The organism is Streptomyces enissocaesilis, assembly GCF_039533765.1.
GTDB lineage: Bacteria > Actinomycetota > Actinomycetes > Streptomycetales > Streptomycetaceae > Streptomyces > Streptomyces enissocaesilis.
This window is the reverse complement of sequence record NZ_BAAAUD010000041.1, coordinates 103,727-119,944: the sequence shown is the minus strand read 5'-3', so window position 1 is coordinate 119,944 and position 16,218 is coordinate 103,727. Positions and strand designations below refer to the sequence as shown.

General features: G+C 73.0%; 12 protein-coding genes and 1 pseudogene. 7 read left to right on the top strand and 6 right to left on the bottom strand.

The features are described 5' to 3' along the window. Nucleotides 1–96: 96 nt before the first annotated feature. Nucleotides 97–330: a hypothetical protein gene (locus tag ABD374_RS20870; RefSeq protein WP_344497089.1), complete on the bottom strand. Its 234-nt coding sequence runs from the start codon at nucleotides 328–330 to the stop codon at nucleotides 97–99. A 115-nt stretch (nucleotides 331–445) separates the two neighbouring features. On the opposite strand from ABD374_RS20870, the gene ABD374_RS20865 reads away from it, so the two are divergent. The 7 genes and pseudogenes from ABD374_RS20865 to moeZ form a co-directional block, all read left to right on the top strand. Continuing rightward, nucleotides 446–1,408 carry an alpha/beta fold hydrolase gene (locus ABD374_RS20865; RefSeq protein WP_344497088.1) on the top strand — a complete coding sequence of 321 codons (963 nt, stop codon included), beginning with the start codon at nucleotides 446–448 and terminating at the stop codon, nucleotides 1,406–1,408. A gap of 8 nt (nucleotides 1,409–1,416) precedes the next feature. Then, on the top strand, nucleotides 1,417–2,964 hold the full coding sequence (locus ABD374_RS20860) for a DUF3152 domain-containing protein (protein WP_344497087.1): 1,548 nt from the start codon (nucleotides 1,417–1,419) through the stop codon (nucleotides 2,962–2,964). Between the two features lie 217 nt (nucleotides 2,965–3,181). Continuing rightward, nucleotides 3,182–4,939 (top strand): DUF3492 domain-containing protein, encoded by a 1,758-nt coding sequence (locus ABD374_RS20855; RefSeq protein WP_344497086.1) that lies wholly within the window; start codon nucleotides 3,182–3,184, stop codon nucleotides 4,937–4,939. A gap of 127 nt (nucleotides 4,940–5,066) precedes the next feature. After that, nucleotides 5,067–6,335 (top strand): hypothetical protein, encoded by a 1,269-nt coding sequence (locus tag ABD374_RS20850; RefSeq protein ID WP_344497085.1) that lies wholly within the window; start codon nucleotides 5,067–5,069, stop codon nucleotides 6,333–6,335. A gap of 171 nt (nucleotides 6,336–6,506) precedes the next feature. Further along, on the top strand, nucleotides 6,507–7,517 hold the full coding sequence (locus ABD374_RS20845; RefSeq protein WP_344497084.1) for an SDR family oxidoreductase: 1,011 nt from the start codon (nucleotides 6,507–6,509) through the stop codon (nucleotides 7,515–7,517). After that, complete coding sequence (locus ABD374_RS20840; RefSeq protein ID WP_344497083.1) at nucleotides 7,505–8,260, top strand: spherulation-specific family 4 protein; 756 nt, start codon at nucleotides 7,505–7,507, stop codon at nucleotides 8,258–8,260. The genes ABD374_RS20845 and ABD374_RS20840 overlap by 13 nt, the downstream gene beginning before the upstream one ends. A 63-nt stretch (nucleotides 8,261–8,323) precedes the next feature. Beyond that, nucleotides 8,324–9,484: pseudogene (moeZ, locus tag ABD374_RS20835) on the top strand (adenylyltransferase/sulfurtransferase MoeZ); the annotation flags it as partial. An 85-nt stretch (nucleotides 9,485–9,569) separates the two neighbouring features. Here moeZ and ABD374_RS20830 read toward each other — a convergent pair. The 5 genes from ABD374_RS20830 to ABD374_RS20810 form a co-directional block, all read right to left on the bottom strand. After that, nucleotides 9,570–11,165, bottom strand: coding sequence for an alpha/beta hydrolase (locus ABD374_RS20830; protein ID WP_344497082.1), 1,596 nt, complete (start codon nucleotides 11,163–11,165; stop codon nucleotides 9,570–9,572). An 89-nt stretch (nucleotides 11,166–11,254) separates the two neighbouring features. Continuing rightward, a complete protein-coding gene (locus ABD374_RS20825) occupies nucleotides 11,255–12,817 on the bottom strand; it encodes an alpha/beta hydrolase (RefSeq protein ID WP_344497081.1) in 1,563 nt (520 codons plus the stop codon). A gap of 97 nt (nucleotides 12,818–12,914) precedes the next feature. Next, nucleotides 12,915–14,897 carry an ABC transporter permease gene (locus ABD374_RS20820; protein WP_344497080.1) on the bottom strand — a complete coding sequence of 661 codons (1,983 nt, stop codon included), beginning with the start codon at nucleotides 14,895–14,897 and terminating at the stop codon, nucleotides 12,915–12,917. A 5-nt stretch (nucleotides 14,898–14,902) separates the two neighbouring features. Then, nucleotides 14,903–15,733: a molybdate ABC transporter substrate-binding protein gene (gene modA / locus ABD374_RS20815; protein ID WP_344497079.1), complete on the bottom strand. Its 831-nt coding sequence runs from the start codon at nucleotides 15,731–15,733 to the stop codon at nucleotides 14,903–14,905. 3 nt (nucleotides 15,734–15,736) lie between these two features. Continuing rightward, complete coding sequence (locus ABD374_RS20810) at nucleotides 15,737–16,132, bottom strand: TOBE domain-containing protein (protein ID WP_344497078.1); 396 nt, start codon at nucleotides 16,130–16,132, stop codon at nucleotides 15,737–15,739. Between the last annotated feature and the right edge of the window lie 86 nt (nucleotides 16,133–16,218).

The following is a 16,218-nucleotide window of genomic DNA, read 5'->3' as shown; positions in this document are numbered from 1 at the left end:
CGTACTTTTGGGTAACCCGCCTGTGCGCGGTGCGGACGCAGAATTTCACGGACCGGACAACCGCGGAAGGCCGATCAGGCGCTGATCAGGAGCTGATCAGCGGTAGTCGTCCTCGTCGAGGGCGACGACGCGGGCCTGTTCCGCGGCGTCCGCCTCGTTCGCGGAGCCCGGGTCGACGCCGGTCAGCGGAGCGTCATGGTTCTCCAGCCACTCCGTGTGCTGTTCCGCGGCGTCCGCCTCGGAGACGTCGTCGTCGAGTACGCCCGGCGCGTCGAGGGACTCCTCTTCCACTTCCACGAAGGTGTCCGGGTCGGTGGGATCGACAGTCATGCGTGGCTTCCTTCCGGGGAGGAGACAGGGGGCGACGCGTACCCCCTTGCTCCGAGGGTAGATCTGTGACGGCGAACACACGATTCAGTACGTGATCGTCTCGTAACATTGCCGCATGTCTTCGACCGAGCTGCCCGGATCCAGCCTCGCCGCCACCGCGGTACCACGGGTCGGTGCCGTGCGGATCGCCGAGGGTGAGAAGCTGCGCTCCGTCACCCTGCCCGGGCTGACGCTGAACGTACGCACGCGGCCCGCGACGCGCGCCGGCCTCCCGCCCGCGCTGTACGTGCACGGGCTCGGCGGTTCCTCGCAGAACTGGTCGGCGCTGATGCCGCTGCTCGCCGACCACGTGGACGGCGAGGCCGTCGACCTGCCAGGCTTCGGGGACTCCCCGCCGCCGGACGACGGCAACTACTCGCTCAGCGGGCAGGCGCGTGCGTGCATCCGGCTGCTCGACGCGAGCGGGCGTGGGCCGGTGCACCTCTTCGGCAACTCGCTGGGCGGCGCGGTCGCCACGCGTATCGCGGCCGTCAGGCCCGATCTGGTGCGCACGCTCACGCTCGTCTCGCCCGCCCTCCCCGAACTCCGGGTGCAGCGCACGGCGGTGCCGACCGGGCTGCTCGCGGTGCCGGGTGTCGCCTCGCTGTTCGCCCGGCTCAGCAAGGACTGGACGGCGGAGCAGCGCACGCGCGGTGTGATGGCGCTCTGCTACGGCGATCCCGAGGCGGTCGAGCCCGAGGCATTCCAGCACGCCGTGCAGGAGATGGAACGGCGGCTGCAACTGCCGTACTTCTGGGACGCGATGACACGTTCGGCGCGGGGCATAGTCGACGCGTACACACTGGGCGGACAGCACGGCCTGTGGCGACAGGCGGAGCGGGTGCTCGCGCCGACGCTGCTGGTGTACGGAGGGCGGGACCAGCTCGTGTCGTACCGTATGGCGCGCAGGGCGGCAGCGGCTTTCCGCGATGCGAGGCTGCTGACACTGCCCGACGCCGGGCACGTGGCGATGATGGAATATCCGGAGGCGGTCGCCAGCGCTGTCCGGGAACTGATCGATGACTGCGGTAGGAGCTGATCCGGCGCGTGGGACGTCATAGTCGCCGAGGCCCTGCCCCCCGGGGGGCAGCCGAGAACCCCGCCATATCCGGTACCGGCGAGGAAGCCGCGGCGGGGCGGGGCGCGGGAAGCGGACGACGCAGGCGCGGGGAAGAGGCGGGGTACGACGCTCCGCCGGCGCCCGGGTACCGGCAAGGGCCGCCGCTGCCACCGCAGCCACAACAACAGCAGTCACAGCAGCGTCAGCAGTACGGCGGCACTCCGGCTCGCGGGGTGCCGCACGTGCGCGGTGGGCACCCCGAGCGGCGTGAGTCCGGCGGTGGCTGGAGCGCCGCACAGGGCGGCGGCCGGTACGGCGACTTGCAGGGTGCGCCTCGCGCGCCGCAGGGGTCGCATGAGGCGCAGGGGTCGCATGAGACGCAGGGGGCCCAGGGACCGCAAGGGTCGCAGGGACCGCGGTCGGACTCGACCGGTCCTCAGCCCCAGGTGCGGTTCGCGGCCGGGGCCCGGATACCGGGCCCGCGGCAGGATTTCCTCCAGGCCTTCGACGCCCCGCCCCGGATTCCGTCCGCCCCGCGCGCCCCTTCCGATTCCACTCCCACGGCAACCGGCCCGGACCGCACGGAAGCGGGACGCGAAGCCGCTGCTGATGCCCCTGCCGCTGCCGGTGGTCGTCCTGATGGCCGCGACGGGCACGACGGGCACGACGGTGGTTTCGGCGAGACGGGTGAGGCGGACGAGGCGGAAGAGACGGGTGACGCGCCGGCCAGGGGCGGCAGGGGCCGGACCTTCACCGGGATCGCCGCGGCCGCGGTGACCACCGTGCTCGCCGTCGTGGTGGCCGGGCAGGTCGCCCAGGGCGAGAAGGAGTCCGCCGCGGCTCCGGCCGCCGGGGGCCGGAGCACCAAGGCGAGCGACGCCTCCCGTTCGGACGCCCGGCCGACGCCGTCCCGGGAAGCGGACGCCGCCCCGGCGACGTACGAGCAGCAGATGGCCAGGACGTACCCGATCGACCCGAGGCTGACCGGGGGCGGTGACTTCGAGGCGATCGGCGGTTTCGACAAGGCGCCCGGCAAGGGACAGAAGTTCTCCTACCGGGTGGACGTCGAGAAGGGGCTCGGACTCGACGGTGCCCTCTTCGCCCGCGCCGTACAGGAGACGCTCAACGACGACCGGAGCTGGGCGCACGACGGTGCCATGACGTTCGAGCGGATCTCCTCCGGCCGGCCGGACTTCGTCATCACGCTCGCGAGCCCGGGCACCACGGGTGTGTGGTGTGCGAAGTCGGGTCTCGACACGCTCTCCGGCAACGTCTCGTGCGACTCGGCGGCGACCGAGCGCGTCATGATCAATGCGTACCGGTGGGCGCAGGGGGCGAAGACGTTCGGCAAGGGCAAGATGTTCGAATACCGCCAGATGCTGATCAACCATGAGATCGGCCACCGGCTCGGGCACGGTCACAAGAACTGCGAGACGCCCGGCGAGCTCGCGCCGATCATGCAGCAGCAGACGAAGTCGCTGAGGATCGGCGGCATCACGTGCAAGCCCAACGCCTGGGTGTATCCGGGCAATTGAGGCCGTTGCGTGCTGGCCGCAGCCTGACCCTCCGTAACCGCAGGGCCCCTTAGCGCGACAGAACGCTATCGCGGGGCGAAAGTTACGCGTGTTCACCCCTTTTGGTGGCGCGACGGACAACCGTCCGTCGCGTCACCGGCATGTCCGCATACGGTCGTCCCGCTGCGAGCCGCCGGACCAACGGCGGCCGCCCGCAAGGGAGATCGGAGGTGCGCCCGTGCGGATCGGACTGCTTACGGAGGGTGGCTATCCGTATGCCACAGGTGAGTCCAGGCTCTGGTGCGACCGGCTCGTGCGCGGGCTCGCGCAGCACGAATTCGACATCTACGCCCTGAGCCGCAGTGCCCGCCAGGAGGCACGGGGCCGGGTCCGGCTGCCGCCCCAGGTGCGGAGCGTGCGCACCGCACCGCTGTGGGCGCCGGAGGACGACGGCAGGACGTACGGCCGACGCGAACGGCGCCGCTTCACCGAGCACTTCGGCGAACTGGCCGGGGCGATCTGCGTGCCGGGCGGAGGGCCGGACGGTGGACCGGGCGAAGGGCCGGGCGGAGAGCCTGACGGACGAGGCGCGGGCGACCGCTTCGCCGACGGTCTCTACGGGCTCGCGGAACTGGCCGCGGAGCGCGGCGGACTCCCCACCGCCCTGCGTTCCGAAACCGCCGTACGCACCCTCGAAGCCGCCTGCCGCGCCCCCGGCACCCACCGCGCGGCGCACGCCGCGAAGGTCTCCGACCACCTCGAAGCCGTCGGCCTGCTGGAGCGCGCGCTGCGGCCGCTGTCCCTGGACTGGTACGACGCCCAGAGCCTCGGCGCCGTCGACCTGTGCCACGCGGCTTCCGGCGGGTCCGCCGCTCTGCCGGGGCTGCTGGCCAAAAACTTCTTCGGCGTCCCGCTGCTGGTCACCGAGTACGGCGTACAGCTGCGCGCGCACTACCTCGCGGCCGGCGGCACGGCCCGGAGCATGCCGGTACGGACGCTCCTGGCCGCTTTCCACGGCAGGCTCGCCGCCGAGGTGTACGCCCGGGCCGCCCTCATCACGCCGGGCAATACGCACGTCAGGCGGTGGCAGGAGCGGTGCGGCGCCGACCGCGCCAAACTGCGTACCGTCCACCCCGGCATGGAGTCCGGCCGTTTCGCGGCGGTGGGGGAGGGGGGCGACGGCGGGGACCCCCGCACGCTGGTCTGGGTCGGCCGCGTCGAGCCCGCCAAGGACCTCGTCTCGCTGCTCCATGCCTTCGCCGAGGTGCGCAAGGAGGAGCCGCAGGCCCGGTTGCGCATCGTCCACAGCAGGCACGGGCAGGGCGGCGAGGCCGCCGCCTATCTCGCGCACTGCCGGGCACTCGCCGCCCAGCTCTTCCCCGACGAGGCGACCGACGCGCACGCCGTCGGCGACAACCCCGTCTCCTTCGAGGACATCGGCGGTCCCGAGGCGGCGGACCTGGCCGACGCGTACGCCGCGGGGAGCGTGGTGGTGCTCTCCAGCGTCGTCGAAGGCTTCCCGGTCAGCCTGGTCGAGGCGATGTTCTGCGGACGCGCCACGGTCTCGACGGACGTCGGCGCGGTCGTCGAAGTCATCGGCGGCACCGGCCTGGTGGTCCCGCCGCGCAATCCCCGCGCACTGGCCGACGCCTGTGTGGCGCTGCTCCGTGATCCGCGGCGGCGCGAACGGCTGGGTGCGGCGGCGCGCGCACGCGCGCTCGAACTCTTCACGGTCGAGCAGAACATCGAGGCATTTCGCGGCATCTACCTGGAGCTGATCTCGCACTGCCCGGTGCGTCGCGAAGCGCTCGGGACGGACGGTGGGCCCCTGCTCTTCGCCAACCCGGCGGAAGAGCATGTGCCGGGCCGCTGGGCGGGAGACGGCGCGGGCGGTCCGGGCGGCGGGACGCCGGGGCCGCGCTGGGCGGAGGGCATCGGTGCGGCCCGGCCGGTGGGCGCGGGTGCGGGCGCCGGGCCGGGGGAGCGCGATGTCTGAGCGGCCAGGCCGGCAGGACCCGGCGAGATGCCCCGCAACCGCAACTACGACCGCAACCGCAACTACGACCGCAACCGCAACTACGACCTCGGCCGCAGCCCCGACCGTCAGCGCAGGAGGTACGCCGATGAGCGCATCCCGTACGCCGGCCGCCCCCGGCGGGTGGGGCGGCGACTCGTGGGCACCGGCGGCCGTGGCCGTACCGGAAGCGGCACTCGCCGCCCCCGGTCGCGGCAGGGGCTCCGGGACCCCCTCGCCGCGCCGCGGGCCCGCCGACCCCGTACGGACGCTCATGCACCGGCACCGGGAGCTCTGTGAGCGGGCCGTCGATCCACTGGAGATCGCCGCCGGCCTCGAAGCGCACGGGGTGACCGACAGGGCCGCCGCGCGCTTCCGCCACCGGGACGTCTTCGCGCTCGCCGAGGAGCTGTACGCACGCGTGCCGCGCACCGGTGACAGCGTCCGGCGCCCCCCGGAACCCGATACACCCGCGCGCGCCGGCTGGACCGCTTACGCGCTGCTGCCCGGCGTCGCCTGCGCCCTCACCGCTGTCGGGGTCGAACTCACCTCCGGTCAGCCGCAGTTGGCGGTCGGCGCGACGGGGGCCCTGGTCGCCGCCGTCACACTCGCCCTGTCCCTGCGCCACGGGCCCCTGCGCGCCGAGGGGCGCACGGCGCCCGCCGCGCGCCTGTGGGTGTGCTGGCTGCTCGGATACACCGTCTTCGGCGACGGGCTGCTCGGCCGGCTCGTCACGGGCGGCCCCGGTCCCGGCACCGTTCCTGGTCCTGGTCCCGGTCTCGAAGGGCCCTGGCCGACGGCGACGGCGACGCTGGTGGCCCTCGCCGCGGCGTTGGCCCCCGCAGCCTGGTGCGCACACCTCATCGCCGTCCAGGCGCGGCGCAAACTCGTCGCGAGCCGTGGCACCGAGGAGTTCGCGGCGGCGGCCCGGCCCCTCGTGCTCGGCGTCACCGGACTGTTCGTGGGCGTGCTCCTCTGCCTCCGCATCGGGGCGGGAAGCGTGTCCGGTGACAGCGGGTGGGCCGCTCCGGCGTCCGGCGTCACCCTCGGCGCGCTCCTCTTCCTCGCCCGACTGCTCACCGTCCACGGCTTCTCCAGGACCGCATCCGCCGGGCTCGCCGCCGCGTCCGCCGTGCAGATCGCCGCGCTTTCCGCCGTGCTCGCCGCCCGCCTGCCCGGCTGCGGTTTCCTCGCCCGGCCCGTCGAGGTGCTCGTGGAGGCCGGCGGCGCGGGCGCCGTCCCGGCCGCCGCCTGCACCCTGGCCGCGCTCGCCCTGCTCGTCCACGCCACGGTGGCGCTCTCCCGCGCCTCCGCCCACGCGCCCGGACCCGGCACGCCCGACGCATCCGGCACATCCGGCCCGCAGGGCCCGCACTGACCCCACAGATCCGCCACAGCCACCGCGACCGCCGCCGTCACAGCCACCGCCTCCCGCGGAACCGGCGTCGCGGGCGTACACCGCAGCACTCACCGAAACATCCCCGAAGGAGAACGTGATCATGACCCCCCAACCCCCAGCAACAGCCGGTCGGCACCGAGGGGACGCGCGATGAGGGTCCTGCTGCTGGGTGCCAACGGATATCTCGGCCGCTTCGTCGCCGACCGGCTGCTCGCCGACCCGGCCGTGCAGCTCACCGCCCTCGGACGGGGCGACGACGCCGACGTACGGTTCGACCTCGCCACCGGCAGCCCCGGTGCGCTGACCCGCTTCCTGAACGCCGTCCACCCCGGAGTCGTCATCAACTGCGCGGGTGCCACCCGCGGCGGCGCCCGTGACCTGACCCGGCACAACACCGTCGCCGTCGCCACCGTCTGCGAGGCCCTGCGCCGCAGCGGCTGCGGGGCACGCCTCGTCCAGCTGGGATGCGCCGCCGAGTACGGGCCCTCGCAGCCGGGGTCGTCCACCGCCGAGGACGCCGTACCCCGCCCCGGCGGCCCGTACGGCGTGAGCAAGCTCGCCGCCACCGAGCTGGTCCTCGGCTCCGGGCTCGACGCCGTCGTGCTCCGGGTCTTCTCGCCGGTCGGGCCCGGCACGCCCGCCGGCTCACCGCTGGGCCGGCTCGCCGAGGCGATGCGCCGCGCGATGCAGTCCGGGGACGGCGAGCTGAAGCTCGGCGGGCTCGGCGTACAGCGCGACTTCGTCGACGTGCGCGACGTGGCGCGCGCCGTGCACGCCGCCTCCCTCTCCGCCGCGCAGGGCGCCATCAACATCGGCACCGGCCGCGCGGTCCGGCTGCGGGACGCCGCCGCGGTCCTGGCCAGGGTCGCGGGCTACGGCGGCGCCCTGCACGAACTCGACGCCCCTCCCGGTTACGCCGCGGGCAGCGCGTCGGCGGCGGCGCGCAACGGGGGGGTGGGCAGCGTGCTCGCCTCGGTGGGCGCACCGCGCGGCGAGATGGCCCCGGAGCACCTGGGAGCCCCGTACCCGTACCCGGACGGCTGCGGCAGCTGGCAGCAGGCCGACGTGCGCACCGCGCGCGACCGGCTCGGCTGGCGTCCCCGGATCAACCTGGAGGAGTCGCTCGCCGACATCTGGATGGAGGCCGCGTGCCGCATCTGACCACGCCCCGGCCGCACCAGGCCGCGACCGCCGCCGACCGCATGGGCTTCGGGGTCCCCGGCTACGCCCACCCGCTCGTCGCCCCGGTCGAATGGGCCGAACTCACCCGTCCGGGGGCCCCCTTGCACTGGGTGGTCCTCAACGTCTCCAACGGCCCGGGCTCCCGCCCCGACCCGCACTGCCTGGAGGCGGCGGGCCGCATCCGCAACGCCGGTGTCAGGGTGCTGGGCCGGCTCGATGCGGCGTACGGAGCGAGATCCTTCGGCGAACTCGTCTCCGACGCGCACCGGTTCCGCGACTGGTACCGGGTCGACGGCTTCTATCTGGACCGCTGTCCCACCGGCCGGACAGAGCTCCCCGGGGTGCGGCGCCTCGGCGCCGCGTTGTCCGGGCCGGCCGACGGCGGCGGCCATCTGGTCCTCGGTCACGGCACGCACCCGTATCCGGGCTACGCGGAGACCGCCGACCAGCTGGTGACGTTCTCGGGGTCGTGGGCGGACTACCGCTGGTCACAGGTGGCGGAATGGACCGCGGACCACCCGCCCGAGCGCTTCTGCCACCTGGTGCACGGCCTGCCGCGCACACATCTGGAGGAGGCCGTGCGGATCGCCCGCTGGCAGGGCGCGGGGACGGTCTTCCTGACCGACCGCGGTGACCAAGACGGACAAAACGATCCATTCGAGACACTGCCCGGTTACTGGGACGAAATCGTCTCGCGGATCGGACCGGGTGTCTCGGAATGAGGAGGGGCGTGGCAGTGTTACGCGGAGAACAACCGTACTGATTGACCGACCTACGGAGTCCCCGTGTCGCTGCCACCCCTGGTCGAGCCCGCTGCCGAGCTCACTGTCGACGAGGTTCGCCGGTACTCCCGCCACCTGATCATCCCGGATGTCGGGATGGACGGGCAGAAGCGGCTGAAGAACGCCAAGGTGCTCGCCGTGGGCGCCGGTGGCCTGGGTTCGCCCGCGCTGATGTACCTCGCCGCCGCCGGCGTGGGAACGCTCGGCATCGTGGAGTTCGACGAGGTCGACGAGTCGAACCTGCAGCGCCAGATCATCCACAGCCAGGCCGACATCGGCCGCTCGAAGGCCGAGTCCGCCCGCGACTCGGTCCTCGGCATCAACCCCTACGTGAACGTGGTCCTTCACGAAGAGCGGCTCGAAGCCGAGAACGTGATGGAGATCTTCTCCCAGTACGACCTGATCGTCGACGGCACCGACAACTTCGCGACCCGTTACCTGGTCAACGACGCGTGCGTGCTCCTGGACAAGCCGTACGTCTGGGGCTCGATCTACCGCTTCGACGGCCAGGCGTCCGTGTTCTGGTCCGAGCACGGCCCCTGCTACCGCTGCCTCTACCCGGAGCCCCCGCCGCCGGGCATGGTCCCGTCCTGCGCCGAGGGCGGCGTGCTGGGCGTGCTCTGCGCGTCCATCGGCTCCATCCAGGTCACCGAGGCGATCAAGCTGCTGGCCGGCGTGGGCGACCCGCTGGTCGGCCGGCTGATGATCTACGACGCCCTGGAGATGCAGTACCGCCAGGTCAAGGTCCGCAAGGACCCGAACTGCGCGGTCTGCGGCGAGAACCCGACCGTCACCGAGCTCATCGACTACGAGGCCTTCTGCGGCGTCGTGTCCGAGGAGGCGCAGGAGGCGGCGCTCGGCTCCACGATCACTCCCAAGCAGCTCAAGGAGTGGATCGACGCCGACGAGAAGATCGAGATCATCGACGTCCGCGAGCCGAACGAGTACGAGATCGTCTCCATCCCGGGCGCGCGGCTGATCCCGAAGAACGAGTTCCTGATGGGCGCCGCCCTCCAGGACATGCCGCAGGACAAGCGCATCGTCCTGCACTGCAAGACGGGCGTCCGCAGTGCGGAGGTCCTCGCGGTGCTCAAGTCCGCGGGTTTCGCGGACGCGGTGCATGTCGGTGGCGGCGTCATCGGCTGGGTCAACCAGATNGCCCCCCCCCCTTCCTCCGGCTCCCCGGTTCTCCGGCGCGGTCCGGGACCGTTGCGTACGCACCGGGGCCGGCGCTTCGCGCGGCTGTCGGTCACGCGGCGCAGGTGGTGCCGTTGGCCGGGACCTCGCCGTCCAGGAAGTACGGGTCGACGGTGCGCGCTATGCATGCGTTGGCCGTCAGGTACGCGCCGTGGCCCTCGCCCTCGTACGTGATCTGTACGCCGACGCCCTTGCCGAGCTCCTCGGCCATCCGCAGCGAACCCTCGTACGGCGTGGCCGGGTCGCCCTTGCCCCCGATGACGAGGACGGGAGCCGCGCCCTCCGCGCCGGCCTCGGGGGTCTCGTGCTCCCCGTCGACCGGCCAGGAGGCACACCAGCCGGCCAGGTCCCAGGCGAGGTACGGGCCGAAGACGGGGGAGACCTTCCGGAAGTCGCCCAGGTGGACCGCCCTGACCCGCTCGCCGCTCACACGCCCCTTGGCGTCGGCGCAGGAGATGGCGCGCTGGGCGTGGTGCGCCGTGCCGTAACGCCCTTCCTGGTCGCGGTCGTTGTACGACTCGGCGAGCGTCAGCAGCGCCGTGCCGTCGCCGTTCTCGGCTTCGCGCAGGGCCTTGGTCAGCGCCGGCCAGCCGTCCTCGCCGTACAGCGGGGCGATGATGCCGGTGACCGCGAGGCTCTGCGTCAGCGGACGGCCGGTGCTGGTCGTCAGCTGCTTCTTGTCGAGCCGGTCGAGCAGGCGCACCACGCGCGCGGTACCCGCCTCTGCCGTGGTGCCGGTGCTCCTGAAGTAGTTCTCCAGCGCGCGCTGGAAGCCCAGGGCCTGGTTGTGGGCGTGGCGGACGAAGTCCGCGGACGGGTCGACGACCGCGTCCAGCGCCATGCGGCCGACGTTCTCCGGGAACAGGTGGGCGTAGGCGCCGCCCAGCTCCGTGCCGTAGGAGAAGCCGAAGTAGTTCAGCTTCTTGTCGCCGAGGACGTGGCGGATCAGGTCCATGTCGCGGGCGGCGCTGCTCGTACCGACGTACGGCAGGACCTTTCCGGAACGCCTGGCGCAGCCCGCGCCGAAGGCGGCCGAGTCGTCGAGGTAGGCCTTCTCCTCGGCGGGGGTGTCGGGGGTGGAGTCCAGCCGGAAGGAGGCCTCGGCCTGCTCGTCGTCCTGGCAGACGACGGCGGAGCTCTCCGCGACGCCGCGCGGGTCGAAGCTGACCAGGTCGTAGCGGGCGTGCAGGGTGTCGAACGCCGGTGCCGCGCCGGGCAGCCCCGCCACGCCGGAGCCGCCGGGCCCGCCGAAGTTGAACAGGAGCGAACCGATGCGCCGGTCGCCGTCGGTGGCCTCGGAGCGGATCAGCGCGATGCCGATCGTGTCGCCGTCCGGCTTGCGGTAGTCCAGCGGTGCGGTGAGGGTGGCGCACCGCCAGTCCCCGCCGGGAGCCCGGGCGGCGCTGCCGTCCGCCTTGCGGGGCGCGGCGCACCGCTTCCAGTCGAGCTGCTGGCCGGTGAGCGCGGCGGGGAGGGCGGGGGGCTGCTCACCGTCGTCGTGGCCGCCCCGCGGGGCGGTGGAGGTGGGCGTCGCGGACGTGGGGGACCTGTCCCCGCCGCCCGTGGAGCCGCTGCCGCAGCCGGTGGCGGCCCCCGCCGTGAGCAGCGCAGCGGCCGTCAGGGCGACTGTCCGTACAAGATTCGCCATTGCGGCCCCACAGACACCGGCATTCGAAAACGGATTCGTCATCCTAGGCGGAGCCACTGACAGGACCAGTGACAGGGCCGCGGGCGGGCTCACGGGCAGACGGTCCCGGCGGCCGGGACCCTGCCCCTCAGCAGATACGCGTCCACGGCTCTCTGCACGCACTGGTCGCCGTTGTTGTACGCGCCGTGGCCCTCGCCCCTGTACGTCAGCTCGATGCCGACGCCTTTGCCCAGCTCGCCGGCCATCCTCTTCGCCCCTTCGTAGGGTGTCGCCGGGTCACCGGTGGTGCCGATGACGACGATGGGGGCCGATCCGGGCGCGCTCACGTCGGGGGTGTCCCACGTGCCGGGCACCGGCCATTCGGAGCAGCCCATCAGGCCCCAGCCCAGAGGGCCACCGAAGACGGGCGAGACCTTGCGGAACGCGGGGAGCTTCGCCTTGGCCTGCGCCATGTCGTAACGCTCCTTGGTGTCCACACAGCCGATGGCGGCGTTGGCGGCGCCGATGTTGCTGTACGCACCGTCGGGGCTGCGGCCGTTCATGGAGTCGGAGAGGCTGAGCAGAAGCTCGCCGCTGCCGCTGTCCGCCTCGTCGAGGCCCTGCTCCAGGTACTTCCAGTACTCCTTGGAGTAGAGGGTCTGGATGATTCCGTTGGTGGCGTGGCTCTGCGTCAGCTCGCGGTCGCCGATGCCCTTGACGGGCTTCTTGTCGAGCCTCTGGAGGAGGTCGGCGACGAAGTCCTCGATCTCCTCAACGGAACCGCCGGGCAGCGCGCACTCGTCGCCGCGTTCGACGCAGTCCTCGGCGAAGTTCTCCAGGGCGAGCTGGAACCCCTTGGCCTGGCCGAGCGAACTCTCCTCGGAGGACCGGGTGGGGTCGACGACGGCGTCGAAGACCGCCCTGCCGACGTTCTGGGGGAACAGGTGCGCGTAGACGCCGCCCAGTTCGGTGCCGTACGAGAAGCCGAAGTAGTGCAGCTTGTCGTCGCCGAGGACCTGCCGCATCAGGTCCATGTCACGAGCGGCGTCGGTGGTGCCGACGTACGGGAGCTCGTCGCCCGAGTTCTCCTCGCAGGCGGAGGCGTACGACGCGAGGCTGTCGGTGAAGGTCTTCTCCTCGGCGGCGTCGTCCGGGGTGCCGTCCTGGGCGTAGAGCTCGTCGAGCTCCTTGTCGTCCTGGCACTGGATGCCCACGCTGCGGCCGACGCCGCGCGGGTCGAAGCTGACGAGGTCGTAACGGGAGCGCAGCCGCTCGTAGTTCGCGGCCAGGGAGGGCAGGCCGGTCACGCCCGAAGCGCCGGGGCCGCCGAAGTTGAAGACGAGGGAGCCGATGCGGTTGTCCGTGTCACGGGCCTTCGCGCGGACGAGCGCGATCTCGATCGTCTCGCCACCGGGCTTCGCGTAGTCGCGCGGGGCCTCCATGAAGGCGCACTGCCAGGCGTCGCCGCCGGGGAGGGGTGCCGGGGAAGCGCCGCCGCCCTCCGCGACGGACGGGGCGGGACAGTCCGCCCAGTCCAGCTTCTGGGTGGCGAAATCCCTGTTCCCGGTCCCGTCCTCACCCTGGCCGCCGTTGCCGGAACAGCCGGCGAGGGACACGAGAACGGCGGTGGTGGCGAGAACGGCCGTGGCACGCAGGGCGGCGGAAGTCGGCATGGATCCATCGTGCGACGGGGCGCGGGAGCGTGCGCTCCGGGAGCGCCATTCGGGACGGCGCGGGCAGCCGTGCCGTCCGTGCGCTCCGGGGTACGGCTCAGAGCGCGACCAGGGTGACCTCCGTCGCCTTCACGCTCACCCATACCCGCACGCCCTCCGCGAGTCCCAGTTCCGCGGCCGCCGCCGGAGTGACTTCCGCGACGACCCCGGGGGCCGCGTCGATCAGGACGCGCAGACGGCTCCCGTGCGCCGTCAGCTCGCGGACCGTTCCCGGCCAGTTGTTGCGCGGACTCCCCGTGGGCCGGTTCCGGTGCACGGACACGGCCTCGGGGCCCACGACGGCGAGGCCCGGGGCGCCACCGGGGAGCGGCTCCGCGGCGACCAGGTGCGCGCCGCCGCGCAGCTCCAGGCCGTCGGCCGTCGTCGTGCCGGGCCAGGCGTTGCGGCCGAGCATCCGGGCCACCCAGGGTGAACGCGGATGCCGGGCGATCTCCGCCGGAGGGGCGTACTGCACGGACTCGCCCTCCTCCAGTACGAGGACGTGGTCCGCCAGCGAAACGGCCTCGACCGGATCGTGCGTGACGATCAGGCAGACACCGGGGAAGCCCGCGAGGTGGTCGCGCAGGGCGTGCCGGACGTGGGCCCGGGTCGTCTGGTCCAGTGCGGCGAGCGGCTCGTCGAGGAGGAGGAGCCGGGGGCGTGCGGCGAGGGCGCGGGCGAGGGCGACGCGCTGGGCCTGGCCCCCCGAGAGCTGGCCGGGCCTGCGGTGCGCGAGGTGGCCGACGCCGAGCCGGTCGAGCCACTCCTGGGCCTCCACGCGCGCGCGTGCCGTGGAGGCGCCCTGGGAGGTTCTCCCGTACGCCGTGTTGGCGAGTGCGGTCATGTGCGGGAACAGCGCGCCGTCCTGCGGCACCCAGGCGATGCCGCGCCGGTGCGGCGGGAGCGCAGCGACGTCCTGTTCACCGAGCCGGAGGGAGAGCGCGGTGGCCCGGTCGGTGAGTCCGAGGAGGGCGCGCAGGAGGGTGGTCTTGCCCGCCCCGTTGGGTCCGACGACGGCGACCGTACGGCCGCCCGCGACCTCGAGCCCCACGCGCGCGTGCCCGTCGACCCGGGCGGCCAGCGGCCACCGGGGAACGTCACCGGACCGTTCACCGGACCGGTCACCGGCATCACCGGCGGAGGGCGCGTTCCCGGGAACGGAGCCCGGTCCCCCGGACGGGGCGCCCGGGAGCAGCACGTCGTCCTCGGAGGCCGACGCGGGCGCCGTCACCGGCGCGCCGCGGCCCGTGCCCCGCGGGCCCAGCCAGCGGCCCCGCAGAGCGATCAGTACCGCTGTCGCCACCGCGAGCAGCAGCAGGGACACCGCCACGGCGCCGTCCGGGTCGTTCTGCAGCAGCAGGTAGACCTGGAGCGGCAGGGTCTGTGTGGTGCCCGGCAGATTGCCGGCGAAGGTGATCGTCGCCCCGAACTCGCCCAGTGCCCGCGCCCAGCACAGCGCCGCACCCGCGAGCAGTCCCGGAGCGACCATCGGAACGGTCACCGTGAAGAACGTGCGCAGCGGTGACGCGCCGAGCGAGACAGCCGTCTCCTCGTACCGGGGGTGCAGCCCGGCCAGGGCGCCCTCCAGGCTGATCACCAGGAACGGCATCGAGACGAACGCGGACGCGACGACCGCCCCCGCCGTCGAGAACGGCAGGGTCACCCCGAACCAGTCCGACAGCTGCCCGCCGATCAGTCCGCGCCGCCCGTACCCCTGAAGGAGCGCCACACCGGCGACCGTCGGCGGCAGCACCATCGGCAGCATCACCAGAACGCGCACCAGGGCCTTGCCGCGGAAGGAGACCCGCGCCAGCAGCCACGCCAGCGGCACCCCGAGTACGAGCGACAGGAGCAGCGCCCACCCGGAGACCACCAGCGACAGGCCGAGCGCCTCGGTCACGGCGGGCGCGGACAGCCGCCGTGGCAGCGAGGACCACGGCGCGCCGGTGAGCACCCCCGCCAGCGGGAGCAGCAGGAAGGCGACAGCCAGCCCCGCCGGAAGCGTGAGCGTGAGCGGCGCACGCCCCTTCAGCCCCTTCACCGGGCTCACGGTGCCTGGAATCCCGCGTCACGCAGCAGCTTCTGCGCCTTGGGGGAGGCGAGCCACCGCACGAAGTCCGAGGCCTCCTCGCTGTGCTCCGAGCCGTCGAGGACCGCGGCCGGGTACGACGCGACCGCGTTCTGTGCGTCGGGTACGGCGACCGTGGTGACCTTGCCCCCGGCCGCCGCGGCGTCCGTCACGTACACCAGGCCCGCGTCGGCCTCGCCCAGCTCCACCTTGCTCAGCACCGCGCGCACGTTCGGCTCCTGGGAGACGGGCTTCACCTTCACCCCCGCCCCGTCCAGAATCTTCTGGCTGTAACGGCCGACCGGCACCTCGGGCGCGGCGAGAACCACCTTCAGGCCGTCCCTGGAGAGGTCCTCCAGGCCGCCGATCCTCTCCGGATTGCCCTTCGAGGTGGCGACGGTGAGGCGGTTCCTGGCGATGACGACCGGGTCACCGGTGTTCTCCCTCAGCCCGTCCATGGTCTTGGTGTCGGCGGTGACCAGCGCGTCGGCGGGCACCCCCTGGCGCACCTGGGAGGCGAGTTCCTGCGAACCGTTGAAGGAGAAGGCGACCTCCGTGCCGGGGTGTTCCTTCTCGTACGCCGCCCCGGCCGCCTCGAAGACATCGGTGAGCGAGGCCGCGGCCAGCACGGTGATCTCGGTGGTCCCCGTCTTCCTGCCGGCCTGCGGGCCCCCGTCGCCGTCCTCGGCGCCACAGGCGGCGAGCAGCGGGACGAGCAGCGAGGCGGCGATGACGGGCAGGACAGTACGGCGCACGGAAACCCCTGGGGTGTCGGTCACGGTCGGCGGGCACACGGACGGTTCACGCATGCTTCACGCACGGTCGATGTGGACATTGGTCGACTTCACGCGGGCCACCGCCTCCATCCCCACCTCCAGGCCGAGTTCCTCGACGGCCTCCCGGGTCAGCAGGGAGACCAGCCGGTGCGGGCCCGCCTGTATCTCGACCTGGGCGGCGACATCGCCGAGCTTCACCGCGGTGATGATCCCGGCGAAGGCGTTGCGCGCGGTCGTGTACGGGACCTCGCCGTGCTCGTCGGCCTGCTGGGCCAGCTCCACGGCGTACGCCGCGAGAACGGGCCCGTCGATCAGCCGCCGGCCGGTCTCGTCCCTGCGCGTGGTGATCCGGCCGGCGTCGGCCCAGCGGCGGACGGTGTCGGGGCTGACGCCGAGGAGCCGCGCCGCCTGCTGAGTGGTGTAGGACCGCATGTGCGGCAATCTAAGGCCGTCGGGGTCGCACCTGCAAGGAAGATCGGTCGATGCTCCTGGCGGATGCGGTACGGCTCGTACGAAGC

Coding starts and splice junctions, on each gene's coding strand:
- modA (WP_344497079.1), bottom strand. CDS start 15,733: ATGCGTGAACCGTCCGTGTGCCCGCCGACCGTGACCGACACCCCAGGG.
- ABD374_RS20810 (WP_344497078.1), bottom strand. CDS start 16,132: ATGCGGTCCTACACCACTCAGCAGGCGGCGCGGCTCCTCGGCGTCAGC.
- ABD374_RS20825 (WP_344497081.1), bottom strand. CDS start 12,817: ATGCCGACTTCCGCCGCCCTGCGTGCCACGGCCGTTCTCGCCACCACC.
- ABD374_RS20870 (WP_344497089.1), bottom strand. CDS start 330: ATGACTGTCGATCCCACCGACCCGGACACCTTCGTGGAAGTGGAAGAG.
- ABD374_RS20850 (WP_344497085.1), top strand. CDS start 5,067: ATGAGCGCATCCCGTACGCCGGCCGCCCCCGGCGGGTGGGGCGGCGAC.
- ABD374_RS20830 (WP_344497082.1), bottom strand. CDS start 11,165: ATGGCGAATCTTGTACGGACAGTCGCCCTGACGGCCGCTGCGCTGCTC.
- ABD374_RS20845 (WP_344497084.1), top strand. CDS start 6,507: ATGAGGGTCCTGCTGCTGGGTGCCAACGGATATCTCGGCCGCTTCGTC.
- ABD374_RS20865 (WP_344497088.1), top strand. CDS start 446: ATGTCTTCGACCGAGCTGCCCGGATCCAGCCTCGCCGCCACCGCGGTA.